34 protein-coding genes and 2 pseudogenes are annotated in these 23,946 nt (G+C 42.3%); 19 read left to right on the top strand and 17 right to left on the bottom strand.

The window, feature by feature from the left end; translation table 11 throughout:
- Positions 1-102 precede the first annotated feature (102 nt).
- The 4 genes from MIC7126_RS0118200 (at position 103) to MIC7126_RS29540 (ending at position 2,963) form a co-directional block, all read left to right on the top strand.
- Positions 103-789 (top strand): RibD family protein, encoded by a 687-nt coding sequence (locus tag MIC7126_RS0118200; protein WP_026100358.1) that lies wholly within the window; start codon positions 103-105, stop codon positions 787-789.
- Positions 790-875: 86 nt separating this feature from the next.
- A complete protein-coding gene (locus MIC7126_RS0118195; RefSeq protein ID WP_017654596.1) occupies positions 876-2,054 on the top strand; it encodes a GNAT family N-acetyltransferase in 1,179 nt (392 codons plus the stop codon).
- Between the two features lie 327 nt (positions 2,055-2,381).
- The gene (locus MIC7126_RS0118190; RefSeq protein ID WP_017654595.1) at positions 2,382-2,765 is read left to right on the top strand and encodes a DUF4346 domain-containing protein; all 384 of its coding nucleotides are present in this window, start codon (positions 2,382-2,384) and stop codon (positions 2,763-2,765) included.
- A 27-nt stretch (positions 2,766-2,792) separates the two neighbouring features.
- Positions 2,793-2,963 (top strand): hypothetical protein, encoded by a 171-nt coding sequence (locus MIC7126_RS29540; RefSeq protein ID WP_238553653.1) that lies wholly within the window; start codon positions 2,793-2,795, stop codon positions 2,961-2,963.
- Here MIC7126_RS29540 and psb32 read toward each other — a convergent pair.
- Positions 2,949-3,683, bottom strand: a complete 735-nt coding sequence (gene psb32 / locus MIC7126_RS0118185) for a photosystem II repair protein Psb32 (RefSeq protein WP_026100357.1) — start codon at positions 3,681-3,683, stop codon at positions 2,949-2,951. The two genes, MIC7126_RS29540 and psb32, sit on opposite strands and share 15 nt — an antisense overlap.
- Before the next feature lie 117 nt (positions 3,684-3,800).
- Between psb32 and surE the strand changes: the two genes are divergently transcribed.
- The gene (surE, locus tag MIC7126_RS0118180) at positions 3,801-4,481 is read left to right on the top strand and encodes a 5'/3'-nucleotidase SurE (RefSeq protein WP_026100356.1); all 681 of its coding nucleotides are present in this window, start codon (positions 3,801-3,803) and stop codon (positions 4,479-4,481) included.
- Between the two features lie 22 nt (positions 4,482-4,503).
- Here surE and MIC7126_RS0118175 read toward each other — a convergent pair whose 3' ends face one another.
- From MIC7126_RS0118175 to MIC7126_RS0118140, 8 genes are all read right to left on the bottom strand, one after another.
- Positions 4,504-4,800 carry a hypothetical protein gene (locus MIC7126_RS0118175; protein ID WP_017654592.1) on the bottom strand — a complete coding sequence of 99 codons (297 nt, stop codon included), beginning with the start codon at positions 4,798-4,800 and terminating at the stop codon, positions 4,504-4,506.
- A gap of 19 nt (positions 4,801-4,819) precedes the next feature.
- Positions 4,820-5,446, bottom strand: coding sequence for a HupE/UreJ family protein (locus MIC7126_RS0118170; protein ID WP_017654591.1), 627 nt, complete (start codon positions 5,444-5,446; stop codon positions 4,820-4,822).
- A 267-nt stretch (positions 5,447-5,713) separates the two neighbouring features.
- Entirely contained in the window at positions 5,714-6,616 is a 903-nt protein-coding gene (locus tag MIC7126_RS0118165; protein ID WP_040629832.1) for a carbohydrate ABC transporter permease, read from the bottom strand.
- A gap of 189 nt (positions 6,617-6,805) precedes the next feature.
- Positions 6,806-7,732 carry a manganese catalase gene (locus MIC7126_RS0118160; protein ID WP_017654589.1) on the bottom strand — a complete coding sequence of 309 codons (927 nt, stop codon included), beginning with the start codon at positions 7,730-7,732 and terminating at the stop codon, positions 6,806-6,808.
- A 370-nt stretch (positions 7,733-8,102) separates the two neighbouring features.
- Entirely contained in the window at positions 8,103-8,444 is a 342-nt protein-coding gene (locus tag MIC7126_RS0118155; RefSeq protein WP_017654588.1) for a cupin domain-containing protein, read from the bottom strand.
- Positions 8,445-8,476: 32 nt separating this feature from the next.
- Positions 8,477-8,887, bottom strand: coding sequence for a hypothetical protein (locus tag MIC7126_RS0118150; protein WP_017654587.1), 411 nt, complete (start codon positions 8,885-8,887; stop codon positions 8,477-8,479).
- A 56-nt stretch (positions 8,888-8,943) separates the two neighbouring features.
- A complete protein-coding gene (locus MIC7126_RS0118145; protein ID WP_017654586.1) occupies positions 8,944-9,642 on the bottom strand; it encodes an SRPBCC family protein in 699 nt (232 codons plus the stop codon).
- Between the two features lie 158 nt (positions 9,643-9,800).
- On the bottom strand, positions 9,801-10,898 hold the full coding sequence (locus tag MIC7126_RS0118140) for a DJ-1/PfpI/YhbO family deglycase/protease (protein WP_017654585.1): 1,098 nt from the start codon (positions 10,896-10,898) through the stop codon (positions 9,801-9,803).
- A gap of 354 nt (positions 10,899-11,252) precedes the next feature.
- Between MIC7126_RS0118140 and MIC7126_RS0118135 the strand changes: the two genes are divergently transcribed.
- Positions 11,253-11,690: a DUF6335 family protein gene (locus MIC7126_RS0118135; RefSeq protein WP_026100353.1), complete on the top strand. Its 438-nt coding sequence runs from the start codon at positions 11,253-11,255 to the stop codon at positions 11,688-11,690.
- A 61-nt stretch (positions 11,691-11,751) separates the two neighbouring features.
- On the opposite strand, the gene MIC7126_RS0118130 is transcribed toward MIC7126_RS0118135, so the two are convergent.
- From MIC7126_RS0118130 to MIC7126_RS32285, 7 genes and pseudogenes are all read right to left on the bottom strand, one after another.
- On the bottom strand, positions 11,752-12,519 hold the full coding sequence (locus MIC7126_RS0118130; protein WP_017654583.1) for a class I SAM-dependent methyltransferase: 768 nt from the start codon (positions 12,517-12,519) through the stop codon (positions 11,752-11,754).
- 15 nt (positions 12,520-12,534) lie between these two features.
- Positions 12,535-12,936 (bottom strand): glycosyltransferase, encoded by a 402-nt coding sequence (locus MIC7126_RS0118125; RefSeq protein ID WP_081603044.1) that lies wholly within the window; start codon positions 12,934-12,936, stop codon positions 12,535-12,537.
- A 54-nt stretch (positions 12,937-12,990) separates the two neighbouring features.
- A pseudogene (locus MIC7126_RS27865) lies at positions 12,991-13,686 on the bottom strand (IS4 family transposase); the annotation flags it as partial.
- Positions 13,687-14,253 (bottom strand): IS630 family transposase, encoded by a 567-nt coding sequence (locus MIC7126_RS0118115; protein ID WP_274517506.1) that lies wholly within the window; start codon positions 14,251-14,253, stop codon positions 13,687-13,689.
- Positions 14,238-14,411 carry a winged helix-turn-helix domain-containing protein gene (locus MIC7126_RS32450; RefSeq protein WP_161606851.1) on the bottom strand — a complete coding sequence of 58 codons (174 nt, stop codon included), beginning with the start codon at positions 14,409-14,411 and terminating at the stop codon, positions 14,238-14,240. The genes MIC7126_RS0118115 and MIC7126_RS32450 overlap by 16 nt, the downstream gene beginning before the upstream one ends.
- A 101-nt stretch (positions 14,412-14,512) precedes the next feature.
- Positions 14,513-14,638, bottom strand: coding sequence for a helix-turn-helix domain-containing protein (locus MIC7126_RS32445; protein ID WP_161606850.1), 126 nt, complete (start codon positions 14,636-14,638; stop codon positions 14,513-14,515).
- Between the two features lie 430 nt (positions 14,639-15,068).
- On the bottom strand, positions 15,069-15,191 hold the full coding sequence (locus tag MIC7126_RS32285; RefSeq protein ID WP_274517492.1) for a hypothetical protein: 123 nt from the start codon (positions 15,189-15,191) through the stop codon (positions 15,069-15,071).
- A gap of 210 nt (positions 15,192-15,401) precedes the next feature.
- Here MIC7126_RS32285 and MIC7126_RS0118110 point away from each other — a divergent pair, with 210 nt between their 5' ends.
- From MIC7126_RS0118110 to MIC7126_RS30600, 3 genes are all read left to right on the top strand, one after another.
- Positions 15,402-15,980, top strand: coding sequence for a tyrosine-type recombinase/integrase (locus MIC7126_RS0118110; protein ID WP_017654579.1), 579 nt, complete (start codon positions 15,402-15,404; stop codon positions 15,978-15,980).
- A 126-nt stretch (positions 15,981-16,106) separates the two neighbouring features.
- Positions 16,107-16,292 (top strand): hypothetical protein, encoded by a 186-nt coding sequence (locus tag MIC7126_RS30605; RefSeq protein ID WP_154655923.1) that lies wholly within the window; start codon positions 16,107-16,109, stop codon positions 16,290-16,292.
- On the top strand, positions 16,270-16,611 hold the full coding sequence (locus MIC7126_RS30600) for a hypothetical protein (protein WP_154655922.1): 342 nt from the start codon (positions 16,270-16,272) through the stop codon (positions 16,609-16,611). Before MIC7126_RS30605 ends, MIC7126_RS30600 begins: the two co-directional genes overlap by 23 nt.
- Here MIC7126_RS30600 and MIC7126_RS0118100 read toward each other — a convergent pair.
- On the bottom strand, positions 16,535-17,023 hold the full coding sequence (locus MIC7126_RS0118100) for an Arm DNA-binding domain-containing protein (protein WP_017654578.1): 489 nt from the start codon (positions 17,021-17,023) through the stop codon (positions 16,535-16,537). The genes MIC7126_RS30600 and MIC7126_RS0118100 overlap by 77 nt on opposite strands.
- A 341-nt stretch (positions 17,024-17,364) precedes the next feature.
- Here MIC7126_RS0118100 and MIC7126_RS0118090 point away from each other — a divergent pair, with 341 nt between their 5' ends.
- The 10 genes and pseudogenes from MIC7126_RS0118090 (at position 17,365) to MIC7126_RS27860 (ending at position 23,867) form a co-directional block, all read left to right on the top strand.
- Positions 17,365-17,823: a MerR family transcriptional regulator gene (locus MIC7126_RS0118090; protein WP_017652149.1), complete on the top strand. Its 459-nt coding sequence runs from the start codon at positions 17,365-17,367 to the stop codon at positions 17,821-17,823.
- The gene (locus tag MIC7126_RS0118085; protein WP_017654576.1) at positions 17,813-18,070 is read left to right on the top strand and encodes a hypothetical protein; all 258 of its coding nucleotides are present in this window, start codon (positions 17,813-17,815) and stop codon (positions 18,068-18,070) included. The genes MIC7126_RS0118090 and MIC7126_RS0118085 overlap by 11 nt, the downstream gene beginning before the upstream one ends.
- 13 nt (positions 18,071-18,083) lie before the next feature.
- Positions 18,084-18,596: a hypothetical protein gene (locus MIC7126_RS0118080; RefSeq protein WP_017654575.1), complete on the top strand. Its 513-nt coding sequence runs from the start codon at positions 18,084-18,086 to the stop codon at positions 18,594-18,596.
- Positions 18,596-18,868: a hypothetical protein gene (locus tag MIC7126_RS0118075; RefSeq protein WP_017654574.1), complete on the top strand. Its 273-nt coding sequence runs from the start codon at positions 18,596-18,598 to the stop codon at positions 18,866-18,868. Before MIC7126_RS0118080 ends, MIC7126_RS0118075 begins: the two co-directional genes overlap by 1 nt.
- Entirely contained in the window at positions 18,850-19,386 is a 537-nt protein-coding gene (locus MIC7126_RS0118070; RefSeq protein ID WP_081603042.1) for a hypothetical protein, read from the top strand. Before MIC7126_RS0118075 ends, MIC7126_RS0118070 begins: the two co-directional genes overlap by 19 nt.
- A 95-nt stretch (positions 19,387-19,481) precedes the next feature.
- A complete protein-coding gene (locus MIC7126_RS0118065; protein WP_238553651.1) occupies positions 19,482-20,147 on the top strand; it encodes a hypothetical protein in 666 nt (221 codons plus the stop codon).
- 160 nt (positions 20,148-20,307) lie between these two features.
- A complete protein-coding gene (locus MIC7126_RS0118055) occupies positions 20,308-20,511 on the top strand; it encodes a hypothetical protein (RefSeq protein ID WP_017654570.1) in 204 nt (67 codons plus the stop codon).
- A 305-nt stretch (positions 20,512-20,816) separates the two neighbouring features.
- Positions 20,817-22,187, top strand: a complete 1,371-nt coding sequence (locus MIC7126_RS0118045; RefSeq protein WP_017654568.1) for an IS110 family transposase — start codon at positions 20,817-20,819, stop codon at positions 22,185-22,187.
- A 132-nt stretch (positions 22,188-22,319) separates the two neighbouring features.
- Positions 22,320-22,517 (top strand): hypothetical protein, encoded by a 198-nt coding sequence (locus MIC7126_RS0118040; RefSeq protein ID WP_017654567.1) that lies wholly within the window; start codon positions 22,320-22,322, stop codon positions 22,515-22,517.
- Between the two features lie 208 nt (positions 22,518-22,725).
- Positions 22,726-23,867: pseudogene (locus MIC7126_RS27860) on the top strand (IS4 family transposase).
- Positions 23,868-23,946 lie beyond the last annotated feature (79 nt).

Genomic DNA, 23,946 nt, shown 5'->3' with positions numbered 1-23,946 from the left:
ATAAATATACAGTTGCGAAATTAATAAACAGTAGCTTGCAGATAGAGTTTTTTTCAACCAACATATTAGCAAGAAAAATATCAAAATATCCGCCACAAATCAATGATGCAACATCGTCCCCAGACTACAGTAGTTTTGGCTATGAGTGCAGATGGCAAGATAGCAGATGTGAGGCGTGGGCCTGCTCGATTTGGCTCAAAGGCCGATAAAGCACACCTGGAAACACAAATTGCTGCCTCAGATGCCGTTCTTTTCGGCGCTGGTACTCTCCGTGCTTACGGTACAACACTAACGGTATCACATCCCCAACTGGTGCAACAGCGCATCCAGGAGGGCAAGCCTGCCCAACCAGTTCATATAGTGATTACGCATTCTGCTCTCTTCGCTCCGGAAGTTCGCTTTTTTCAACAACCAGTCGAGCGTTGGTTGCTGACGACGACGAAAGGAAAGTTGGTTGCGACTGCAGGATTTGACCAGATTATGGTTTGGGAAACACCAACAGGTGAAGTTGACATCAGCGCTGCTTTGCAACATTTGCTAACCCTAGGTATAACACGCTTAACGGTGTTGGGCGGCGGTGAGTTAGTAGCTGCAATGCTGGAATTAGATTTAATCGATGAGTTGTGGTTGACTGTTTGTCCGTTGATTTTAGGTGGTGCGAGTGCACCTACACCGGTTGGAGGTCAAGGATTTTCACCGGAAATAGCTCCTCAGTTGCAGTTGCTGGAGGTGCAGACAGTTGATCAAGAAGTCTTTCTGCGCTATCGGCTGCAACGACCGATAGATTAGTCTACCCTAAATAAGGAATAGGGGTTAGGGAAGAAAATTTCTCATCTCCCCGTCTCCTCGCCTTGTCATCTCCCCATTCCCCAACGATGGTAAAACAAATTCAACCCCGCTACTCTAGTGTTTGGATCAACAAAATTGCAGAAATTCCCCAAACTGCATGGGATAATTTGGCAATGCCTCTCAAAACCCCTTTTTTAGAATGGGCGTGGCTGAATAATCTGGAAACTTCCCATAGTGCTACGGCTAAAACTGGTTGGTTACCGAATCATTTAACGCTGTGGCGAGACAGAACATTGATTGCGGCGGCCCCTCTTTACGTCAAAGGACATAGTGCTGGGGAGTTTGTGTTTGATCACCAGTGGGCAAATTTAGCTGAACGGATTGGGGTTGAGTATTACCCAAAAATGCTGGGAATGACGCCGTTTACTCCGGCGGAAGGCTATCGATTTTTAATTGCAGATGGGGAGGATGAAGAGGCAATCACGGCGTTAATGGTACATGAAATTGATTCTTTTTGCACCAAAAATTGCATTTCTGGATGTCATTTTCTCTATGTTGATCCGCAATGGCGACCTTTGCTAGAAAAACAAGGTTTTACGAGTTGGTTACACCACAGTTACATCTGGGAGAACAAAAGCTTTGCAAATTTTGATGATTATTTGCAAGTATTCAATGCTAATCAACGCCGCAATATTAAACGGGAAAGGAAGGCTGTAGAAAAGGCGGGTTTACGACTGCAACCTTTGACTGGTGAGGAGATTCCCCAGGCACTGTTTCCTTTGATGTACCAGTTTTATGCTGATACTTGTGATAAGTTTGGTTGGTGGGGGAGTAAATATCTAACAAAACGCTTTTTTCAACAGTTATACAACGATTATCGCCATCGAGTTTTGTTTGTGGCTGCATATAGTGAGCAAGATGATAGTCATCCTTTGGGAATGTCTTTTTGTTTATTTAAGGGTGATAAACTATATGGGCGCTATTGGGGCAGTTTCCAAGAAATAGACTGTTTACATTTTGATGCTTGTTATTATGCACCTATTGAGTGGGCGATCGCTCACAATATACAAATTTTTGATCCTGGTGCTGGTGGGCGGCACAAAAAGCGTCGCGGTTTCCCGGCTACAGCTAATCACAGTCTCCACCGCTTTTATAATGGTCGTTTAGCGCAGATTTTAAATCCTTATATTCAGGAAGTAAATCAATTAGAACAGCAAGAAATTGCAGAGATTAATCAGCAGTTACCGTTTAGTCAACAAAGTTAATATGGGGGTTAGGGGTTAGGGAAAGGAAAGTTGCTTTTGTTAGTTCTTAAAAATGGGAAGGTTTAGGGGCTAGGGAAAGAAAAATTTCTTCCTCTAGTTCCTAATCTCTAACCTCTAGCCCCTATTTTCAAGACAAATCTATTAAGAAAATAAAGAATACTGAGGAGCCGAGGAATTACACTGTTAATAGAATGTAAAAATCATGAAAATGTTGGATTTTAAAATTGATAGCAATTTTCTAAAAACAGGCGATAAATGCAAATTTGGAAATCCCGGCTAAATCTGGCTTTCTCATGAGTGAATTTGGAATTTTGAATTGGTATGAGTATGGATTTGATCATTGAAGACTTGGCAGCTATTGATAATCAGCTTTCTGGGCGTCATATTAATCTTGATCCTAGTGGATATTTCATTATTTACTTAGACCGGGAGGCGCGGTTAATTTGTGCCAAGCATTTTACAAATGTGATTGATGAACGGGGTTTAGCTGTTGATCCGGAAACAGGAAAAGTGATTCCTGCACGCGGTAAGGTAGAGCGCACTCACGTGACGGTGTTTAGCGGGAGGACAGCAAAAGAACTGTGTGTGCAGATATTTGAAGAAACTCAGCCCTGTCCGGTGACTTTGTTAGACCATGCTGCTTATTTAGGTCGAGAATTTGTCCGATCTGAGGTGGCTCTGGTGACAGGGCAAGAGTATATTCAAGATTAAAGGTAGTTGGGGGCTAGGGTATGGGAGGTGTGGGAGGTGTGGGAGGAGGGGGAGGTGTGGGAGGAAGGAGAAGACGGGGAAGATTACAAGCGTAAGCATAAGTTCGTTTTTTCTTTTATCTCCCCACACTCCCCATCACCCCATCACCCCATCACCCCATCACCCCATCACCCCATCACCCCATCACCCATCATTTGATGGTTGATTGACTTGATAAATATAGTAGGTGGCCATGGGAATGACGGTGGCGGCGATGAGCAGTCCAATCACCCAGGCGATCGCATTACTCTGTTCGGCTTCGTTAGCTTTTTTAAAGGTGCCTTCTACCTGTACTTTGTCAATGATTTTGGGTGCTCCTGGATCAGGTTTACCAGAGAGGACGGTAATTAAGCGATCGCTAGCATCTAAAAATGCTTGGTTATATTTATTGCCATCCCGCAAGGGTACTAGTAATGTTTCATTCGCTACGCTTTCGGCGATGGTGTCGGTAAGTAAAGATTTGACCTGTTCTCCGGTGATGACGGCGGTATTGTTGGTGACGGTATCAATCATCAGCAGGGTTTGATTAGCTTGGGCGGCTGGAGTGGGAAACCATCTGGTAAATAGTGCTTTGGTGAAGGTTTCTGGTGTTTCTCCATAGTCTAATCGGCGGACGGTAAGGATTCTGACTTCGTTACCAGTTTCCTTGGCTAAAGCCTCCAAGTCGCCGCTAATTTTACCTTCATTAGAACGGCTGATGACTTCACCTTGATCAATCACCCAAGGGCCGCTACCTGCTGTCAGGCTAGGTATTTGATCGACGCTCGTAGCTGATGCTGGTGAGACGACTAGCACAGAAGCAAGAAAAATCATCAACGGCAAAACCAGCCGGATGAGATGTGTTTTGAGACTAAATACTCGGTTGAGGAGCTGTTTCATTGGATTAATCCTAATACAGACTTGCACCAAAAATACTACACAACCACCGTCCAGATCATCCATAGGACAGAAATCGCGGCTTCAACCATAATAATTCAAGCTGATCACTTTAAATATATGACTCTCATCCTCACAAACGACGACGGTATTGATGCTCCTGGTATTCAAGCTTTGTTTAAAGCTGTCGGGGATAAAAATGTGATTATTGCTGCACCTAGAGATCATCAATCTGGTTGTGGACATCAAGTTACTACCACTCGCCCGATCAATTTGCAGCGTTGTTCTGAGACTAAGTATGCTGTGGCGGGGACGCCGGCTGATTGTGTGCGAATCGCGATTACTCAAATTTGCCAGGATGCGAAATTTGTGCTGTCTGGTATCAATGCTGGGGGAAATTTGGGTGTAGATGCGTATATTTCCGGTACTGTGGCGGCTGTGCGAGAAGCAGCGATGCATGGTATTCCGGGAATTGCTATTTCCCATTACCGCAAAGCCAAACAAAATTTTGACTGGGATTTGGCTGCTAAATTGACTGCTGGCGTTTTAGCTGACTTACTCCAGCATCCCTTGGAAGCAGGAAGCTTCTGGAATGTAAATTTGCCACATTTACAACCGGGAGCACCTGCTCCGGAGATGGTGTTATGTCAACCTTGTACCAAGCCTTTACCAGTCAACTACCGAGTTGAGGGTGATAATTTTTATTATGTGGGCGAATATGGTGCGCGCGATCGCACTCCGGGGAGTGATGTTGATGTTTGTTTTTCTGGTAACATTGCTGTCACCAAGTTAAGAGTTTGATCATCTCCTGTGGAGTTTTTCATTACTCTTCTACACTTTGCAACATTGACATCAATTTATCTAAAGTTGCTGTTAGTTGGGAGAGTTTTTGTAGAGAACTATCTTGACTTTCGGCGAGGCTTTGTACAGCGTCGCACAAGGCAAATATTTGATAACCTTGCTGTTGTACTTGTTTGCCTTGTTCTTCGATTTGTGTGCTCAGAGTTTCCATTCGATCTGCAAGACTGGCGACGGTTTCTGTTGTTGAAAGCACGGCTTCACCGATTTGTTCCACTATGGATTCCAAGCGGCTGATTTTAATTTCAATTGCTGTTGACATCATTGATATTTAAATAAATTCATATCATTGAGTTGTGTAAAAACACGATACCTACGGCGCAAAAGGCTAAACCGGCGAGAGGAATTTTGCTCGCTAATAAAGGATAAATTTCTCTAGCACTCATGGCAATGACATACTGAGTTAGAGTCATACCAATTACATAGGCAAATAGGGGAAAGATTTCCGAGCCTGCGAGTGATGCACCATAAGTATAACCATGAAATAAACCAGCGATCGCTCCTAGCAATGCCCAGACAACCCAATGGAATTGATGGGAAGTTACTAACATAGCACCAAAGCCGATAGTAGAGATAGCGATCGCTATTTCTGGATCTGGTAAACTCGCCGGTAATAGATGAATAAATGTGCCAAAAATAGCTGTAAATAGGAAAGATCCGGCGATGAAAGTTCCGCGACTAATGCAAACAGAAAACAAACCGATCGCCACAATCCTCACTAAACCATCTAAATTGATCACAGGATCTGCCATTCCCCAAATCAACCCTTCCCAAGAGTTAGTAATCGTGCTGTGGGCGGGTGTTCCAGTCAACGAAGTCAGGAGGCTGATCAGGAATAGAAGTGCGAGCGATCGCAAATGGCGGTGTCTCAAGAGGGTAGCAGATGCTGATAACTCAATTTGTAACATCGATTACTGCCGAATAAATTTTTGAGTAATTTATACTTCCCAAATCTGCCAAAAAACTAACGCCATCTTTCCATTCCCAAAACAAATAATTTTTCTTAAAAAAAAGACCCCCGGTAGCGAGCCGAGGGGTTCTGCAAGTCGATATTGTCGCACAAAGACATTCGCGGATATCACCATAGCAACCAGACTATGAGCAAATATGCCAAAATGCCAAATCCTTACTGCAAGGGAATTATAGCCATCGTCGGCTAACTGCCTTACTTAGAATTAGACACTAATATTATCTCCACCCTGCTGATTAATCACTAATCGCAAAACAGATAAACCCAAAATTATCAAAAATAGCACTAATCCAATTGTGCAAGCATAGCTGATTTCCAAGTTACTGAATGCTTGCTCATAGAGATAATAAACAATTGTTTTTGAGCTATTGAGCGGCCCTCCTGAAGTCATGATGTATACTTCCTCAAAAACCTTGGTAGCAGAAATAGCAGAAATTACCGCTACCAGAGCTAAATAAGGCTGCATTAAAGGTAGAGTAATTTCCCAATGTTTACGAACACCATCTGAGCCGTCAATAGCCGCAGCTTCATACACATCAGCGGGAATAGATTGCAATCCCGCTAAATAAATTACCATATAATAACCTAGCCCTTTCCAGATAGTAACAGCCATCACACTAGCTAGAGAAATTGGCAAAATGCCAAATAATTTAGCCGGGCTAGTTAACCAAGGAATACCATCTGGAAAGATACCCAAAGTTTGAAAAACTTGATTAAGTAAGCCATTTTCTGCATACAACCACTTCCAAGCTATCCCTGCTACTACCATCGAAATCACCACAGGGGTGTAATATGCAGTTCTAAACCAGTTCATTCCTCGCAATTTTTGATTGACCAAAATTGCTAACCCTAAAGGAGCGAATACCAAAATGGGCACCACACCCACAAGATACAGAAAAGTATTTTCTAATGTTTTCCAAAAAACTGCATCTTGCCAAAGCTTAAAGAAATTAGCAAAACCAATCCATTGCGGCGGTTGTGCAATATCTTCATAGCTGGTAAAGCTGAAATAAAAGGCTTGCAATGCAGGCCAAAACACAGTCAAGCCTAAAATGATTAAAGCAGGCAATAAAAACAAATAAGGAGTGAATCGTTGTTTAATAAACATCCCATCATCGGCGTGACACACTGCAACTGTATAGTAAACCAGGATTTTTACAAACAACTATTTTCTGACTATAGCGCTTATCGGTCACGTGAGATACCCTCGTGGGGACACGGCAGTGCCGTGCCCCTACACAAGGGTGATATAATATTGCAGCGCATCTGAATGGGAACCGCTATTAAGCGTCACTCATTAATTTGAGGAACCGCGAATCTCAACACGATTCTTCATTGACGCAGAGCTAGCACTCTCATCTTGCATTTGTCTAGTTCGAGGCGTACTGTGTAATTGTGGCTGTGGTTGTGGTGGATTTGGTTCTGGGCCTATCGGTTGGGGATTAGCAACATATTCAAATTGACCTTTCCTATCCATAGATTCGCCCTTAGCCCAACGACCTTCAGCACTTTCGTTACCTTCTGAATGATTCCAGAATTGATAGGCAAACTCACTCTTACCATATTCATGAGCGATTTTGGGAGTAACTTTGTCCTCAAACCCTTCGCTTTGTAAATCTTCAATCGCTGCTAACCATTGATTTTGATGCATGGTGTCGCGGGCGATCATGAAGCTGAGATGATCTTTGATTCCTGGGTCGTCTGTCATCTCATACAAGCGTACAGCTTGCATCAGGCCTTGAGATTCCGCATGGAGATTAGAACGGAAGTCCGCTAATAAGTTACCGCTAGCGACAATGAAGCGACCATTCCAGGGGAAGCCAACGCTATCGGCGGGCATAGCACCCCCTCCCGAAACGATGTTATGCTGCGGGTTCATAGCTGCAGCCATAATCACATCTCTGGGGTTATTACCGCCCATCACAGCGCCCACAACTGGGTCTTTCGCACCATCTTCTTGTGATTTAATTGGTGCTTTATCGAGCAGATAAGCAACCATCGTCGCTAGCATCTCGACGTGACCAATTTCCTCAGTACCTGTATCTAGCAGCATATCTCGGTATTTAGCAGGGCCGCGACAGTTCCAACCCTGAAATAGGTATTGCATCATCACGGTCATTTCCCCTAAGCTACCGCCTATGAGTTCTTGTAGTTTTTTGGCATAGACTGGATCGGGCTTACTTGGTGGTGTGAAGTACTGTAACCGTTTTGCGTGATAAAACATTTGTGATCCTCCGCAGTTGATCTTCGCTAGTAAAGTTCAGAAATTTGTTCTATGTGCAGGGCTAACGCCTTGATAGCGCTTCTCGTTTTTGGATGGGACATTTCGTTGAATTGGAAACTGCTATATTTATGGCGTTAGATTGGGAAAAATTTTGGAAAACGCTTGCAAAATGAGACCGAAAATTTGCTATTAATTTTGTCAGTGATAGTGTCATTTCTACTTTCTAGGAAACTAATTAAATTTGTGATGTACATCAGCCTCCAGTCAGATAAAAATGTGACAAGATTGCTAATTTTTTAAAACTATAGACACACATAAAAAACACAGATGGATTGTTCATCTGTGTTTTTTTAAATTAAATTTTCAGTTGTTAATTTTCGTCGCGGCCGTGGATTTGTGCCGGTGGGCTGGTTGCTTCGACTGCGGTGAATGACTCGAGGATTTTGTAAGTGTGGGACGCGCCTTTGGGTACTACCCAGGAATTTCCTGGTTCAAGGAGTATTTTTTGTCCTTCAATGAGCAGTTCGGCGCGACCTTTGATGACATAACCAACAGTTTCATATTCTCTTGCTGTTGGCTGTTTTGGTTCTTCCGGTTGTTCGTTTTCCCATATTCGCATAGAAATGGTTTTACCGGAGGCGAGATATTTTTGACCAAGTTGACCTTTAGGAGAATAAGCAGAGTCAATTTTGGTCACTGTTTTATCAGACATAGTTTCTTCCTTGGCAAAGAAGTAAAATCTGTTTATTTACTTGTCGTATAGTGTGTTGTATCTTTTTCTTGATAATAACCGCGTTTGTTACCAGTGATTGGCTCTACTGTTTCGCCAACTTTGTTTTTTACTGACTCCAAAAAATCTTTGGTAGCTTCTGGAGTGTTTTCGTCTAGGTTCAGTTTTTCTCGAATGTTATCGCCAGTTTCTTTGAGGCTTTTGCGAGCATTTTCTACTTGGTCGTTGCTTCTTAATGCTCCTTCGTTGTCGGGAGTACCTTTGTAGTAAACTCCTTCGGGAGTTCTGATAGTATCAGCCTGGGCTGATAGCATGGTAGATCCGTAGTTAAATGACTGGAGTCCGAAGAAGGCAATTCCTACTAGAAAAATGATGATAATTTGGCTTAAAAGCAAATTTTGTAGCTTGGAAAGTATGCGGGTCATAATCATCCTCTAACAGCTTCAAAGTATGGATAAAGTTGTCTTTGTTTGTTGATGAATTAGCTTCTACCTGTGGGTTGACCTGCGGTTGTAGCAATTTCTCCTGTTTCCATCAACATTTTGAATCGGTGTAAGTCGTCGCCAATTTGTTGCTCTGGTTCTTCACCAAAAAGTTTAGCGATTATAGATCCCAGAGTTCCTCCAGGCGGGTTATATTCCAAAACAACTTTGACTTGTGTACCCCGTTCTCCTGGTGCTTTTTGAAAACGTACAAAGCCGGAATTTTCAATATCTGCACCTGGAATAGAAGCCCAAGAAATTAATTCATTTTCTCGGTCTTCTAATATGTCTGCATCCCATTCGACACTGTTACCCAAGGGTGCGTTAGCAATCCAATGAGAACGAGTTTGGTTGTATACTTTCACAGATTTGAGATGCTGCATAAATGTGGGGAGATTCTCAAAGTTATGCCAAAAACGGTACAATTCATCAGCTGGTTTATTGATTGTTACTGTCTTTTCAACTTTGATTGGTTTATTCATCCCCGTGAGTTCCTGTGTTTGCTGGATGGTGCTTTGTTTTGTCGCACCTTGATACATCAAACCACCACCAGCCAAAGCCATGAGTGTACCCCGCAAGGAGCGTTGCTTTAAACCCATTAATACCAACGCTCCACCGCCAATTAGAGAAGCCCAGCGTTCAAGTTCACCGGCTTCGCTCTGATTTGGATTCAGCGCATCTGTTGATGTGATGGTCACTGTTTAATCTCCCGTTTACAGTACAATAACCACGAAGCGCAAAAACTCTTTTATTTCTCTTTTTGTTATTTCTCTTTTGATATTTTTTGCGTGGTGGACACTCTGCTAAACTTTGATGTTCAAAGTGCAGGTGTCCTTCTGTGGTTTTTTTAGGAAGCTTACATTTTGACAGCTGCTCCTGTGCTGGGCTTAGGTGGTTGAATGTTAGCAGTTACATATTGTCGATATAGCTGTACTAAGCGCTGCTCAAATTGCATTAAGTCTTGAAGAATTTCTTTGAAAATACCTGTGGCTACTGGGTCAGTAATCATTGTAGATAAGTTACTGATATCACCAATTCCTGTTTGCAAATCTCCTAAAGCAGAGCGTATTTGATATACGTCATCTGTGCCTGTTAGCGCTGTCTTGACTTTAGCATATTGCTCGGCAATATTCGCAACTAAAGAGGGCTTTTCTCCTAGATGATGGAGATAAGCTTGTAGTTTTTCGATGTGGTGTTGTTTATTAGCAATCATCTCTTGGAACAGAGATTTTGCGGCTGTATTTGATTCTTTTTCGCTATATTTCTGTAGCGCTTCTAAGGAATAGCGATCGCCTGCTAAAGCTGTGTTCAATGCTTTTGTAATATCACCTTTTGTGGAGCCGCCCCAAGCGTCAGCTAATTTCCACCATTCAGCATTTTTATCTTTTTCGTTGGGTAATGCAGCCGCTTTTCCACCATAACCTAGGCGACTTAATATAGCTGTGGTGAAAATTGCTAAGTCTCCTGGTTCACGGGAGGTAATCAAATTACCATCAATTACTAGGGGTTCATCTAGATAGTTTGCACCTGCATTGATCATGTCTTTGCGAATAGCAATGAAGCCGGTGGCTTGTTTACCTTTGAGTAAATCTCCCTCAATCAAAAGTTGGGGGCCGTGACAAACTGCTGCTACTAGTTTTCCTTGTTGTACCGCTTCTTTGACAAAATCAACTGTGTTGGGGTTTCGCCGCATTTTATCGGGAGCCATACCGCCAGGAATTACCACTGCATCAAATTCGCTAGCTGTAGTTTCCGTTGTTGTACTATCAGCTTGCATGGTAAGTTTACCCTGCTTACCTTTATATTTTTCGTTAACGCGAGAACCGAGGACGACTATATCCATCCCCGCTTGTTTGATGGCATTATAAGGAATTAAAAATTCCACATCTTCGACGCCGTTGTCGATGAGAATAGCAACTCTTTTTTTTCCAGATTTATTGTGGTCATTGATCATAAATTATTCCAGGGTTATTGTTGGTTATTTCACTAAAATATGCTCACGTACAGACGTGAGTTTGAGAAAATTAAAAGTTCGGCGCAGGTGCGCTCAATTTTGAAAATAAAAATTAGTTATGAGCCAGAAATCGGTGGTTGGTTGCTTGGGGTTTAAAACTTCCAACTCATAACTAAATAACTGCAACTACAAGTGGCTTGACCATGAATTCATAGTTACTAGAGTATGCTGATATGGATGAAGCAACTTCGTTCTCAGGTGATATATTGTTTTCTTACTAAAGTTATACATCTCCAGTCAGACAAGATTTTGGCAGCGAAAGGTTATGGTGAGGATGTAGAAGTGGCTAAGATTATGACGGCAAAAAATCATAACGAAGAGAGCAAATCTCATGACTTACCCCAAGAAATTACCGAGTCTTATGGCACTGGTGTAAAGGACTTGCCAGGGTATAATATTGGTGGGCGATCAATCCAAGCAGAACGGCGTGAATACACGGAAACTAGCCCTGAATTAACGGGTGGTGATGTTGACGCTTATTGGGAAGATGCAGACGCGGTGGGAGAAGAAGCTGTTGGCGGAACTGCGCCTACACCAGACCAAAATGTGGTTGATGAATTGGGAATCGCTGTAGGATTGGAAATGGATGATTACGCATTTTTACGGACAAATGAAATTTTGGAGCAGCGCGATGATACTCGTTGGGAATTAGATCCAAAGTCTGCAGAGGATTATGAGGAACGACGTACTGTGTCTGCTGATGACGGGGGAGATCAGACGGGGATAGAGTAGGGAGTATGGCGCTACATGGAAAATGACGACAACCACAGATAAATGGTTCTATATTCTAATTTCATGTCCTACCAAGAAACCGTTTAGCTAACCAACGTAGTCGCTTAATTGATGTATAAAGTTGCACAGGCGCATATTTAAGATGCATCTCTGCAATAAATCGTCTGTCATATTCTTGATAATAAGCTGATGCGGCTGCGGATTCAGAGGCGATTAAACGCGGAATTACTTCAGATAATTCTGGTGCTTGGGGATGGTGTATTTGTACGTAGTCGATGATATTGTAACAATACCAAGGTGCGACAGTGGAGATAGGGCGTAACAGTTCACGAATGCGGTCTGCAACCACAAACTCCCGTTGTATAAATTCATTATGCCAATATTCCCGTGGCTGGAGATTGATGTGTCCATGTCCACCTTGATGAGGAACTGCTGCGGAAAATATAACCACGGGTGCGACCAGAGTCAACCATTCAATTAAAGTAGATGATACTACTGGTTGTAAATGTTCAGCAACTTCTACGCAGATGGCTAAATCAAAGTGCTTGTTGGCAAAAAAGTTAGCGATCGCTGTATGATCATTCAAGTCTAGACGATGAAATTCTACCGCCAATCCTGTAAAGTCGGGATAAGAATGTCCATCTACCGCTATCACTTTTACCCCAAGTTTCGCTAATTCTCTACTGAGATGACCAGGACCGCAACCAAATTCTGCTACTGTTTGCGGATGATACAGTGCAAAAATTATCGTTGCTAAAGTTTGATAATCGGTGTCAAAGGTTGAACTTTGAAAATATTTTTGTGAGTAATTAATGGTTTGGTTTTGCATGAAAAATGACTCCAATTAATTATAATTTGATTTCTCTTGTCTCAGATGTATTGCAGATAATTCTTGGAAGATATTTTCTATTTGATAACAATTTTTTTCAGCATCAAACCTGAGATGCGAAACTTGTTTAGCTTTATTACCCATTGCTATTCTTAATTCAGGGTTATCAATCAATATTTGCATTTTTTGAGCTAATTTATCACGGTTTCCTGGTGGTATGAGAAACCCTGTCACCCCATCATCAATTACCTCTTGCATTTGCGGTAAATTTGTAGAAATTACTGGTAAACCTGCTGTCATTGCTTCCATAAAAACTTGGGGTAATCCTTCACTGTAGCTAGGCATAACAAACATGTCTGCTTGTTGATAAAGTCTTCTCCATTCAGGAGTATAGGCGCTGATACAGAAATGTTGAATGTCGTTACAAAACTTTACATACTGAGATAGAGTAGTATTGTCAAGGGGAAAATGTCAACATTTCATAATATCTTCCATCCAATGGACATAACTGATTTGTTGACACATACAAGCTTGTAAATAGCGAAATTTATCTAACATCTTTTCACCCCATTCTTTGGGAATAGAAACAAGTTGTAAAATCAGATAAGCGATGAGACTGGCATAAATTTGAATGCTAATACCGTTGACATTCTTGGTAATTAATCTATCCAGTTTTAAGTGCATCTTTAAAAATTTCCATAACAATTCAACTCCCCAGCGTAAACGATAAATCTCTCTGATTTCATTATCTGTAACTGCTGCAAGTCCATTCACAGGTAAATTCGTAACTAAGCGAAATTCAGTTTTCGTATCTAAATCACAAAAATTAATTACCCTGTAAGCAGGAGCATCGGTCGATGAACCGATTTTTACTAATCCTGTTTTTGAAATAAATTCTAGTTTCCAATTATTCTTAATCCGCACGACAAAATATTTTTTCTTTTGCACTAATTCTTGCATAAAATCTAATCCAGCAAATCCTCTGTCCATTACTCCAACCGCATCTGGAGGTAAGTTAGACATCATTTTTGAACCAAATTTATAATCATGATTATGTCCAAAATTTATCAAGTTATCTTCTGGACTTCCGCTCACTAGATTCAGGGAACTAAAAAGTTTTACCTGATGATGTCCTAGAACCCATAGCAACTTACTCGTTATACCAATTTAATATGAAGCTGCATAGAAAAGAGCTTCTAAAATAAAGTTATAAGAGGAGATAGACATTACCTGCTCAAATGTTAGTTGGGCAAACAATTGTTGTATGCGAGTACGTAAGTCTTGCAAAGAAGAAAAAAGTTCATTATGAAGTGATTTTTTGAGATACTGCCAAAGCCTTTCAATAGGATTCAATTCTGGAGAGTGAGGTGGTTGAAGTAGGGGGATAATATTTTCAGGCCAATTAATTGCACCACCGACATGAGCAGGAGCTTGGTCTATTTGTAAAATTGCATAATCTTCACCTAATTGCCCAGATAACCAGTTTAAAAACTGTTGAAAATAGTCACCATTGAGCTTGGGGTATTCTTGCTGGAAATGTTGTCCTGTGAATGGTTCAATTGCACCATAAATCCAAAAGTTTTCCCTTTGCCATTTCACGGGTACAGTTGGTTTGACTCCAGAAGCCGTAATCACTTTTCCCGTTAAAGTTTTTAACCCCACCCTAGTTTCGTCTTGACACAGATAATGAACGCATTTTCCTGGCGCTAGATGTTTTTCTAGGGTCTTGAGGATGATACCGAGTTTTTTTTAAACTCAGATACTAACTTTTCATCCTGCTTATAGCTTTGAGGACGTGGGACTTTTAGTTTTGCCCCTAATCGATATCGAACCGATGCATAAACCGTTGCGTACTCAATATCCAGCCCTTGCTCTTGCTTTAACCACTCCACTATTGCACCATAGCTACTAAAGCCTTTTCCTGTTTTTAACTCCTCCTCAAGTGCTGCGATCGCTCGTTCAGGAATTTTGGGTTTTGCTCCTGGAGCTTTTTTTATTTCAATAATTCATCTAGCCCACCCGATCTATACTTTTGTATCCACCTTGTTACCGTTGAAGTATCTTTCGCCAAGCGTTTTCCAATGTCTTGCTGCTTCTTGACCTGCCCGCTTTTATCCACCACAGCATAATAAGTTTTCTTTCTGGTTCCCTAAATTAGCTGTTTGCAGGCGTTTTAAGTTCTTCTTCGCTCTCTGCTATTTCAATCTCAAAAGGGCGGCTCATGGTTCTTTTAATTTATCGAGTTTGTTTTCTCTATTATATGCAACTTCATATTAAATTGGTATAAGTGTACATACTATTGGCTTAGTATTTGCTTACACTCCCAGTGCTATACGGTTTTATACGCGAATTATTGAATTTATCTGTTGTTGCTCTACAGATAATTCCTCATGCAGTCAGTAGCTAAAAACTATTGACAATGTGCACGTATAAAAGAAAGACAATTTGGTAGAGGCGCTGTTTAAAGGTGTGTAGACACATACGTCTACACAAAATCAAGATGCTGACGCAACAAAATAAAATAGCACAGGGAAATCCATTTGCAGAAACTAGTTCTGCACACACTCCGTCGGTTTATTCATATTTGCAAGTGTTAATCCTGACCAAGCTGCAAGTTTTTCTAAGGTGTTGATGGCTGAGGGGATATCCGTTGAAAGGTTGATGGTGGTCATGTCAGATTAATGAAGTGAATAAACCCGTTTTAAGCAGTAATCAAAACAATGTAAATATTCCACTTTTATGTAAATCAAGAACAATCACTGATGGCTGAAAACCCTACTGCTCTTAGTATTTAAGCAGATATTGACTATATCTAAAAACGCAAATGTTCCGAATTAACCATTGCAACTGGTTAATCCGGAACAATTCTGAGGAGAATTTTCATGAAAAATAACCGAAACGGACAATCGGCTATTTTAACTGACACGGACTATTCTAAAATCCGCAAGCAAATTAAAAGTCAAAAATACAAGTTGCTTTTAGATTTAGCTTGGTACACCGGGGAACGGTGGGGGGCACTGGTAAAGCTGAAAGTGGAAGACTGCTACTTAAATGGGAAACCACGGGAATATATTAATTTTCGGGCGATTACTCGCAAGGCAACGCCAGACGGTAAGCGCCAAACAAGACAAGTGCCTGTACACCCTGTACTGGCTGAATCTTTATCTAATTACACTCCAGATTCTAGTTCGGGCTGGCTCTTTCCCTGCCGTGATGGTGACATGCCAATTACGATTCGGTGGGCAGATAAAATTTTACGAGCTGCTATAGAAAGACTGGGTTTGACGGCTAAGGGTATCAGCACTCATTCCACCCGCCGGACTTTCATTACCAAACTGCACCGCAATGGAACTGACCTGTACACGATTAAGAAAATCACTGGTCACAAGGATTTTAAGTCGTTGGAACGTTACGTAGAAATTTCGGCTGATCGTGTTAAGGGGGCGATCGCTACTCTATGAACACTAAGCTGTTATTCCTGCAAATCGAAATTTTCTTCCAGCGCCTCCAGGAGGGAAATTACGATCACCCGGTGGACTTGGCTAAGGCCCTAGAAACCCTGGCAGACTTTGCCTGGGAGGAGGTAGATGAGCTTTACCCGCCGTCAACATTCCCGTGATAAAAATGACACAAACTTAATGTTATTTTTTTGGGCGATCGCTTTATTCATTGGGCGATCGCATTTTTTCAAGGTTGCAATCACAAGAAAAACCCTGTATCCTGCCTTGACACAGGCGTTACAGGAAAATTATGACTTTGCAACCAGGAACTAACAGTACCAGCTGGTCTTCGGCTTGGAACAATGGCAAGACTAAAACAATTCGCGTTCCAGTCAAACTAGCTGATCAAATCTTGAACTATGCCAGGGAACTGGATTCTGGCATTGACATGGAACAGCAGATTATTCTCAAATTTATTGATTCTTTTGTGGAACGGAGAAAAGCAGAGTTTCGCCCCAATCAGTACAGCCGTACTGCTTCACTAGAAAGCCGTCGGTGGGATGAACTCAAAAGATTTAGGAATTTGGTTGCGAATGGTGACGCCAAGAGTGAATCAAGTGTTGAATCTCTTGTGGTGTCTGTCCGTCGTTGATTGCGGCTTCTACATCTGCCTTTCGATTTTTAGCGATCGCACTATTTGCACTGCCAAGATAAATCCGATTTTTCTTCCTGCCAGTCATCCAGCAGTAGCGATAGTACCAATATTTACTACCAGAGCGTTCGACCCAATATTTCTCTACCCAGTGGGTATCGTGTTGGGGCGCAACTTTTTTAGTATCTAATGCAACTTGCGCCCCAACAGGAGATTCTACGGTATCTAATTGCGTATCTTCGTTTACTTGCGCCCCAACACAATTGTACGGAGTTCCAGCTTGCTGAGTATCAGTTTTTTCTTGAATGTGTTGGGGCGCAATTTCTTCTATTTCATCCCAGTAAGGATCATGTACTGTCTTAATCTGGCTTACAGGGACAAGGGTGAATAGGGAGAGCTGTTTAGTGTTCATGAACAATTCTTCCCAGTCCAATTTGATTGAGCACAGTTACGGCGATACCATGCCTTGCCAGCTGTTCAATTATTGCCTGCCTTGCGGTGGGGAATCTTTGCCACTCCGCGGCCAGAACAGGCAACATTTGCTTGATGTTAAGAGGAATTTCTTTTTCTTCAGTTTTTAAACAAACTTCCGCGTTCTCTGTCTTCGACTTTGAGGAGTTGTCTAAAGGGTTTTCTATTATATCGAAGTCATTGGGCTAGTCGTTTAAAAAGGCGATCGCCTTTTATCAGGAGTGCGATCGCCAAGTAATGGATTTGATTTTGATAAGGAGATTTTACCAACGAGTGACAGTAATGCAAAATCTGTACACCACGCCTGAAGCATCCCGCGAAACCGGGATACCAGAAAGCACAATTCGCTCTTGGCTACGCCGTCACCCTGGAGTATTTCAGATTGACGTGCATGTGGTGGTTGAAGAATCAGGACGCAAAATGTGGACTGATGCCGGGATTGAACTATTGCGTAGCCGCAACACTGCACCAGAAAATGCAACGGATGACGATGCAGAAAATAGTGCAGATGACCTGCTTGAATCACTGCTAGCCAATGATGCCAACGCATTAGCCCACGAATACTGGCGACAATTCCCAGGCAGAGTGATTCACCGCATTCGCCAAATGCGGGACAATCCCACACCCCAAGACCGGGAAATTATGCAAACCTCACTTCGCGCCGCACTCGCAGCCGGCACATCTCACCTACTGCTACCCACCTATCAACCAATGTTGCTGGAGGGAGACGGTGAAGAATAAACAGCAGCCCACCAGCAAAGTTGTACCATTCACCGGCGAATTCTACCCCGAAGTAGAACCCACCCCAACACCAGCGGCGACACCAGACTTAACACCAGCATATTTCGTGCTGTTCGCTGCAACCTTAGTTGCTGGTTTAAGCCTAGGGGCAATTTTCACCTACCAAAGTGCAGATCAAGTGCAACTGCGGCAGATGAAAGCGCAGTCTCAACAATTGCAGCAAGTCAAGACCCAAGTTTGTCAATAAGGAGTAAACATAAATGGGAATCCTGGCACGTATCACCAGCGCTGGTAAATCCAGCAGCAAAGAGAGTCAATCCTCACTCGCCACTGGTGGGCATGGAATTGACAAAAATAGAGTCCTGTCACCCACAGATCCAACCGCGATTAACCCCATGAACGCGGGAAGTTGGGAAACCGTGAGAACAGCACCCATAAATAATACACCACGTTACTTTAACAAAGCTGAAGCCGACGCGCTGAAAGAATTGGCTACAGAGAAAGCTGACGGTGCCAGACAATCAAGGCGCGCTTACAGGTCACTGACCAAGATTGAGAATGCTGACGCCGCAGTTCACAAACACCACCGCAGTTACGTTCGCGGTGCCGCCGACAGTGAACTAACTAAAAAACGCGCCGACGCTAGCACGGCGCGACACCTCCACGCACTGCGTCCAGAATACGCCAAATTGGGTTTTGGTTTAGACCGCGCTGAAAACAAAGCACAGCAACGCATTCAAGAATTAAGAGCCAAAATCAAGGACAACTACTAATGGTCAAGGCGGTACACCTGGGGGCTTGGTTCCTGTTGGGGTGTATCGCCTCTAGCTGTGTGGCTTGGCTAGGGGCGTTGCATCCGGCTTTATTCCGGGTAATGTGGGTGATTTACATCATGTGTGCAGCTGCATTAGGAATGGCTTTAGTCACCGACGATGCAGCCCGTCAGTTTCTGAAAATATCCGAGCCTGATTACTACGCGCTGCTGATTGCTGTAGCCTGTTCTGTTGTATTGGGAGGGTTGCTGCAGTGGCTAATCGCTGGATAAAAACCAATTGCCTGCTAGCAAGTACCGCTGCTTTCTGGCTCGCTGCACTTTCCCCCATGCCTGCAATTGGTAAGGGAATTTCCTACAGTTTGGCACTGGTTGCAGGGGTGCAACTCGTCAGGGAATCCCAAAGACTGATGATCCAAGAAGCCCGCCGGGGGGCATTGTCTGCAATGAACCAGGAGTTAGAGCAATTGGAAATTGCGTTGCACACTCAGCAACAAGAGGAGGCGCTTTATGAGGTTTACGCTCCTTCAACTTACCCGCCGGAAGTCGAGACGGAATTGAAAACCAGCCTGGAACACTTATATAAGGAGCCCAGCGCGGAGCGTCATGATGGGCTTACAACTTCCACTTCCCAAAAAAAAGGCTTTTACTTCGCAGTAGTAGCACTACTGGAAGTTAAGGGTGAGACTTTTGTCATTGAGCAAATTCTCAAACTTGGGGGTAGGAACTGGGCTGAGGGAAAAAAATACTTGCAGCAAATTCTTGAGGAGGGCGCGAGCAACGGCTGGTAATTTAATAGCGATCGCACTCAGGAGACGGTGCAGGCGATCGCCCACTCAAATCATTCGCTGTGGATTCAAGCAGTATGCAAATTTTACCAATGATCATGACTAAACACGACACCTGGGTAAAACTCAAACCCGGCAATCCTTACGAGAAAATCATGGTTTTATTCCCAAGTGGGATGATACCCATGCGAGATCCATTCCCTTTAGAAAGAGCCGCGGGGGAATTCCAAAACGAAGCTTTATGGATAATTGATTTAGAGCGCTTGAACAGCCTGCAAGTCAGTGCTTTAGCGCAAGTTATCGCCACTCACTACAAAGTAGAATTTCGCCAAGTTGCACAAGAAGCCGCAGAAAAAGGTGGCTTTGCAGTGCGCCCGGAATGGATAGAATCCATGATGTGTGGAGCGGAGTCAATGCAACGAACTAAAGAACTTGCTGACTGGCTCGAAACTGCACCCCAACCACCATCAGAGACAGCGTGTATGGAATTTTATAATGACCAGCACGCCCGGTGGATTGAGGGTGATGAAGTCCCGCCGCCGATTAGCAGCATTGAGGATATTGATTCTCGCCTGCATACCCCAGAATTGGCTGAGGCAATGAAACGAAATGAAGTTAATAGAATGCTGGCTAATTATTCAGTTTTTGATGTTTTAAGTGGTCGGGCAATGGTTGAAATTTTGAATCAGCAGAACCCTGGTCAAAACTGGTCATTAGTTGGCTATGGCGATGACGATGAAGATGATGAGGATTGGTACGAATGAGTGATGATTTATCAAATAACATTTAGCCGCAACCATCATTACTGGGGGATTCAAAGTGGAATGATTTTAAAGGGAACGCTGACAGAATGCGAACAACATAAAAGATTACTTGATTCCCTCTTTCCCTATTGGCAATTTGAAATTATTAATGAGGAGAAAAATGATTAAACCTGATAACATTCCTGAACCAGATCCAGCGTGGGATTATTACGTTACATGGCATCAACTGATTAAAGCACGTAGCAAATTAGATGAATTGATTGAGTATCTTGGAACAATTGAAAATTCATCAGCCGATTCAGACAGAAATTTAAAAGCCTTTGTGAGCCAGATCAACACACTTTTAGAAGATGCATCAAAGTAATCCGCCTGATGAGGCTACCTGACACAGTAGCCGAAACGCTCGGTAATTCCGAGCGTCGCGGATTGTGTCCAAAGCAGTCTGCCCCATTGCACACAGGAAATGCGGCGTTACGTGTGAATCGCGCCCCTAAATGAGGCGTTTTTTTGTTCAAGCGCAGCTTCTGCGATGCAATGGTTTACCCAAATGCGTTTACTCCTGAATCGCGCCCCTCAAGCGTGGGGCGTTAGGGTGATTCGTGCGCTGTTTAGTTTGGGTTTATTCCAGGACTCCACTCCTAAAAAATACCTTTATTGCAACACAGAACCATGACAACAGAATTAACAATTTTGGGGATTGATGTTAGTAAATCAAGCGTAACTTGCCATATTTTAACACAATACCCCAAGGGCGGATTAAGAAAATACTGGGATAAAACCAGGAATAAAGCATCAAGCTTATACCCAGCTTTTTACTCCAATCCCGATGTTAGCAAAAAACAAAAATCAGCTTTTGATTTTGCGGATTACCTAACAGAAATTCAACCCGACTACGCCATTTTGGAACCAACCGGAAATCACTATTCAAAATTGTGGGCTTCCATCCTCAACAAACTAGAAGTTAAAATCTTGTGGGTTGGGCATATGGAGTTAAGACGTTACCGGGGTGGAAAGAATTTACCTAATAAGAGTGATGCGGCTGACGCATTAGCAATGGCTGCTTATGGCCACGATGAAGATCATCGGCTCGAAACTGGGGAAATAAACATGAAATATTTTCTCATGCACCGCCCGGAACCTATCGATGAACTCCGCGATCTCTGCCAACAATTGGAGCATCTCAACCGGGTGCAGTCGCCAATTGTCAATTATGCCCGTCAGCTTTTGGCTTGGCAATTTCCGGAAGCAGCTCATACTAAGAGTAGCGCCAGCAAACCAGGATTATTACCACCGCTTTGGGCATGGTTAGCTAAAAGGCTGGAAATTTCGCCCGTCGGAAAAACCCGAATTGAAAATCGGTACAAACTTTCCATTGCTCAAGAATATGGGATTGAAATAGACCCCATGCTCGAACTACACGCTAATTGGATGTGCGACATTTCATTTTATGAGCAGCGCTTAGAAGCCAGAATTACTAAAATGCTGACTGACGAGGCATTTAAGCCTTACATGAGCGTGTTTGATAAATTCGGCTTTGGCTTGCGAGTGCGATCGCGCTTGCTCACCAGGATTTATCCATTCGAGTCTTTCTTGGGGACGAACGGTAAACCTGTCATTGAGTATGAAGTGCGTGAAGTCAAAAAAACCGAGCGTATTCGCCAAAATGGTGAAACCATTGTCAAGCGACTCGCCGGCGAAACCAAACGCATCAAACGCAACCGCAGCCGTGACATTTTCAAAATCAGATTAGGTATGGGCACGGTTCTGGAACAGTCGGGCGATGGTTTAATTGAGAAAGCCAGTGGATCTTCACTGTGCCGTATTAGCTTGTGGCAGTATGTTCTTTCCGGTGTGGAGACTGGTAGGCTTCCACAAAATGACTTGACTAAGCAATTAATTGACTACCGCGACTCACTCAAAAGCAACGTCAGTGAACAGGGTGAGAAGTTATTAGCTGGTAAACACATTCAAGGTAAGCTGATGAGTAAGGTAGTCAACTTATTGTTTCAAGAATTGTGCAAGAAATTTCAGTTACCCTGAACATAAAATAGTAATGTCCATGTTTGTATATGGATATTGGTGGTTGTACTTCCGGCAAGTTGTGGCAACCATCAAAAAACAATCTATTTTTTGAGCACCTAATAAATCAAGCTATCTTTATATTTCTCAACAATGGCTAATCCTAAAGGGAACCCGCAAAATTTACAACCAATTAAATCAACTAGAGAAGAACCCTTAACAGAAAGGATTAACCTCCGCATCACCAAGGCGATGAAGGAAGAACTAGCCACCAAGGATGATCCTCCAGAATTTTGTCGTCGTGTCATCCAGGAAGCATTAGACAAAGATAAAAATCAAGAAAATGCCTAACCCTAAAGGTGCGGCGCTTGACGACAACGCACCTTAAATCTCATAACTTCATCAAAACAACATATAAAATCGATTTAAATCAGCAAAAAGCAGATTACTTCCTGGAGGGGAGACGAAACAGCCTAAAAAGCTTGGTGTATAAGATGGGTAGCGTTTTGTGATAGAAAAAGGTAGGTCTAGTTTTGTCAATAAGACCTACTTAATGATAATGTTAGCTATATTGTACCAAAAGCACTTAAAAAGTCAATTGAGTTTAGCAGAATATCTGTTGCTAAAAATTTTGATACATCCGTTGCAGTCAATCAAAGAAGTAACTTTAGAAAAATTAGCGAATGCGCTACCTTTGGGAATTAAATTTGAAAGCAGAAGAAAAAGAATACAAAGATTTTTATCATTACCAAATCTCACAATTGAAAAAGTTTGGTTGCCAATTATTCAAGAACTAATAGCAAACTACTTCCAGAATGAAAAAATTATTTATATAGCAATTGATAGGACTAATTGGAGTCGGATAAACTTATTAATGGTCAGCGTGATTTGGGATAAAAGAGCCATACCAATATATTTTAGTTTGCTGCCCAAATTAGGTAGTAGTAATCTCACGGAACAGCAGAAAATATTATCGCCAGTTATAGCAATATTGAAAGATTATAAAATCTGTGTGTTGGGGGATAGAGAATTTTGCTCGGTAAAACTAGCAAAGTACCTTCAGAGCAAGGATGTATATTTTTGTTTGCGATTGAAAAAGAATGAATTTGTAGAAATTAAACAAGATATGTTTATGGAGTTAAGCAGTTTAGGATTAACTCCTGGAGTATCTTTTTTTATCAAGGGAGTTAAGGTAACAAAGACTCAGGGTTTTATCAGTTTTAATGTGGCTGGTAAGTGGCAACGTAAAATTAACGGAGTAGCACCCAAAGAAGCATGGTTTATTTTAACAAATTTTGACACCCTAGAGTCAGCAATTGCTGCTTACAAAAAGCGATTTGATATTGAAGAAATGTTTAGAGATTTCAAAACAGGTGGCTATAACTTAGAAACACTAATGTTCAAGGTGAACGTTTTATTTCTCTAGTTTTGTTGATAGCGATCGCTTACACCTCTGCAACAATTAATGGTCAACTTATTAAACGCAAAGGAATCCAAAAATATATAGCTCGGATTAAAGAAAGGAGTCGTTCTCAACGGAGACACAGTAGTTTTTATATCGGCTTATATGGTCAAACATGGGTACATTTCAAGGATAGCTGTATTGATTTAGTCACACAATTAATGAGAATTAATCGTAATAAGTGGAAGCATTATCAACAAGGTTTAAGAGCCATGAAGCTTATTGAATCTATATTGTAGCTTATTTCGTCTCCCCTTCAGGATTACTTCATCATTTCTTGAAAATGTTGACTCCTATTGCCTGATTATTAACTCATTT

Origin of the sequence: Fortiea contorta PCC 7126 (assembly GCF_000332295.1) — a bacterium.
GTDB lineage: Bacteria > Cyanobacteriota > Cyanobacteriia > Cyanobacteriales > Nostocaceae > Fortiea > Fortiea contorta.
This window is presented reverse-complemented; position numbering and strand designations above follow the sequence as displayed.

Bases quoted from the DNA above. Each gene is read 5' to 3' on its own strand.
- MIC7126_RS0118200 (WP_026100358.1), top strand. From the start codon at position 103: ATGATGCAACATCGTCCCCAGACTACAGTAGTTTTGGCTATGAGTGCA.
- MIC7126_RS0118195 (WP_017654596.1), top strand. From the start codon at position 876: ATGGTAAAACAAATTCAACCCCGCTACTCTAGTGTTTGGATCAACAAA.
- MIC7126_RS0118190 (WP_017654595.1), top strand. From the start codon at position 2,382: ATGGATTTGATCATTGAAGACTTGGCAGCTATTGATAATCAGCTTTCT.
- psb32 (WP_026100357.1), bottom strand. From the start codon at position 3,683: ATGAAACAGCTCCTCAACCGAGTATTTAGTCTCAAAACACATCTCATC.
- surE (WP_026100356.1), top strand. From the start codon at position 3,801: ATGACTCTCATCCTCACAAACGACGACGGTATTGATGCTCCTGGTATT.
- MIC7126_RS0118175 (WP_017654592.1), bottom strand. From the start codon at position 4,800: ATGTCAACAGCAATTGAAATTAAAATCAGCCGCTTGGAATCCATAGTG.
- MIC7126_RS0118170 (WP_017654591.1), bottom strand. From the start codon at position 5,446: ATGTTACAAATTGAGTTATCAGCATCTGCTACCCTCTTGAGACACCGC.
- MIC7126_RS0118165 (WP_040629832.1), bottom strand. From the start codon at position 6,616: ATGTTTATTAAACAACGATTCACTCCTTATTTGTTTTTATTGCCTGCT.
- MIC7126_RS0118160 (WP_017654589.1), bottom strand. From the start codon at position 7,732: ATGTTTTATCACGCAAAACGGTTACAGTACTTCACACCACCAAGTAAG.
- MIC7126_RS0118155 (WP_017654588.1), bottom strand. From the start codon at position 8,444: ATGTCTGATAAAACAGTGACCAAAATTGACTCTGCTTATTCTCCTAAA.
- MIC7126_RS0118150 (WP_017654587.1), bottom strand. From the start codon at position 8,887: ATGACCCGCATACTTTCCAAGCTACAAAATTTGCTTTTAAGCCAAATT.
- MIC7126_RS0118140 (WP_017654585.1), bottom strand. From the start codon at position 10,898: ATGATCAATGACCACAATAAATCTGGAAAAAAAAGAGTTGCTATTCTC.
- MIC7126_RS0118135 (WP_026100353.1), top strand. From the start codon at position 11,253: ATGACGGCAAAAAATCATAACGAAGAGAGCAAATCTCATGACTTACCC.
- MIC7126_RS0118130 (WP_017654583.1), bottom strand. From the start codon at position 12,519: ATGCAAAACCAAACCATTAATTACTCACAAAAATATTTTCAAAGTTCA.
- MIC7126_RS32285 (WP_274517492.1), bottom strand. From the start codon at position 15,191: ATGACCACCATCAACCTTTCAACGGATATCCCCTCAGCCATCAACACC.
- MIC7126_RS0118110 (WP_017654579.1), top strand. From the start codon at position 15,402: ATGAAAAATAACCGAAACGGACAATCGGCTATTTTAACTGACACGGAC.
- MIC7126_RS30605 (WP_154655923.1), top strand. From the start codon at position 16,107: ATGAGCTTTACCCGCCGTCAACATTCCCGTGATAAAAATGACACAAAC.
- MIC7126_RS30600 (WP_154655922.1), top strand. From the start codon at position 16,270: ATGACTTTGCAACCAGGAACTAACAGTACCAGCTGGTCTTCGGCTTGG.
- MIC7126_RS0118100 (WP_017654578.1), bottom strand. From the start codon at position 17,023: ATGAACACTAAACAGCTCTCCCTATTCACCCTTGTCCCTGTAAGCCAG.
- MIC7126_RS0118090 (WP_017652149.1), top strand. From the start codon at position 17,365: ATGCAAAATCTGTACACCACGCCTGAAGCATCCCGCGAAACCGGGATA.
- MIC7126_RS0118080 (WP_017654575.1), top strand. From the start codon at position 18,084: ATGGGAATCCTGGCACGTATCACCAGCGCTGGTAAATCCAGCAGCAAA.
- MIC7126_RS0118075 (WP_017654574.1), top strand. From the start codon at position 18,596: ATGGTCAAGGCGGTACACCTGGGGGCTTGGTTCCTGTTGGGGTGTATC.
- MIC7126_RS0118065 (WP_238553651.1), top strand. From the start codon at position 19,482: ATGACTAAACACGACACCTGGGTAAAACTCAAACCCGGCAATCCTTAC.
- MIC7126_RS0118055 (WP_017654570.1), top strand. From the start codon at position 20,308: ATGATTAAACCTGATAACATTCCTGAACCAGATCCAGCGTGGGATTAT.
- MIC7126_RS0118045 (WP_017654568.1), top strand. From the start codon at position 20,817: ATGACAACAGAATTAACAATTTTGGGGATTGATGTTAGTAAATCAAGC.
- MIC7126_RS0118040 (WP_017654567.1), top strand. From the start codon at position 22,320: ATGGCTAATCCTAAAGGGAACCCGCAAAATTTACAACCAATTAAATCA.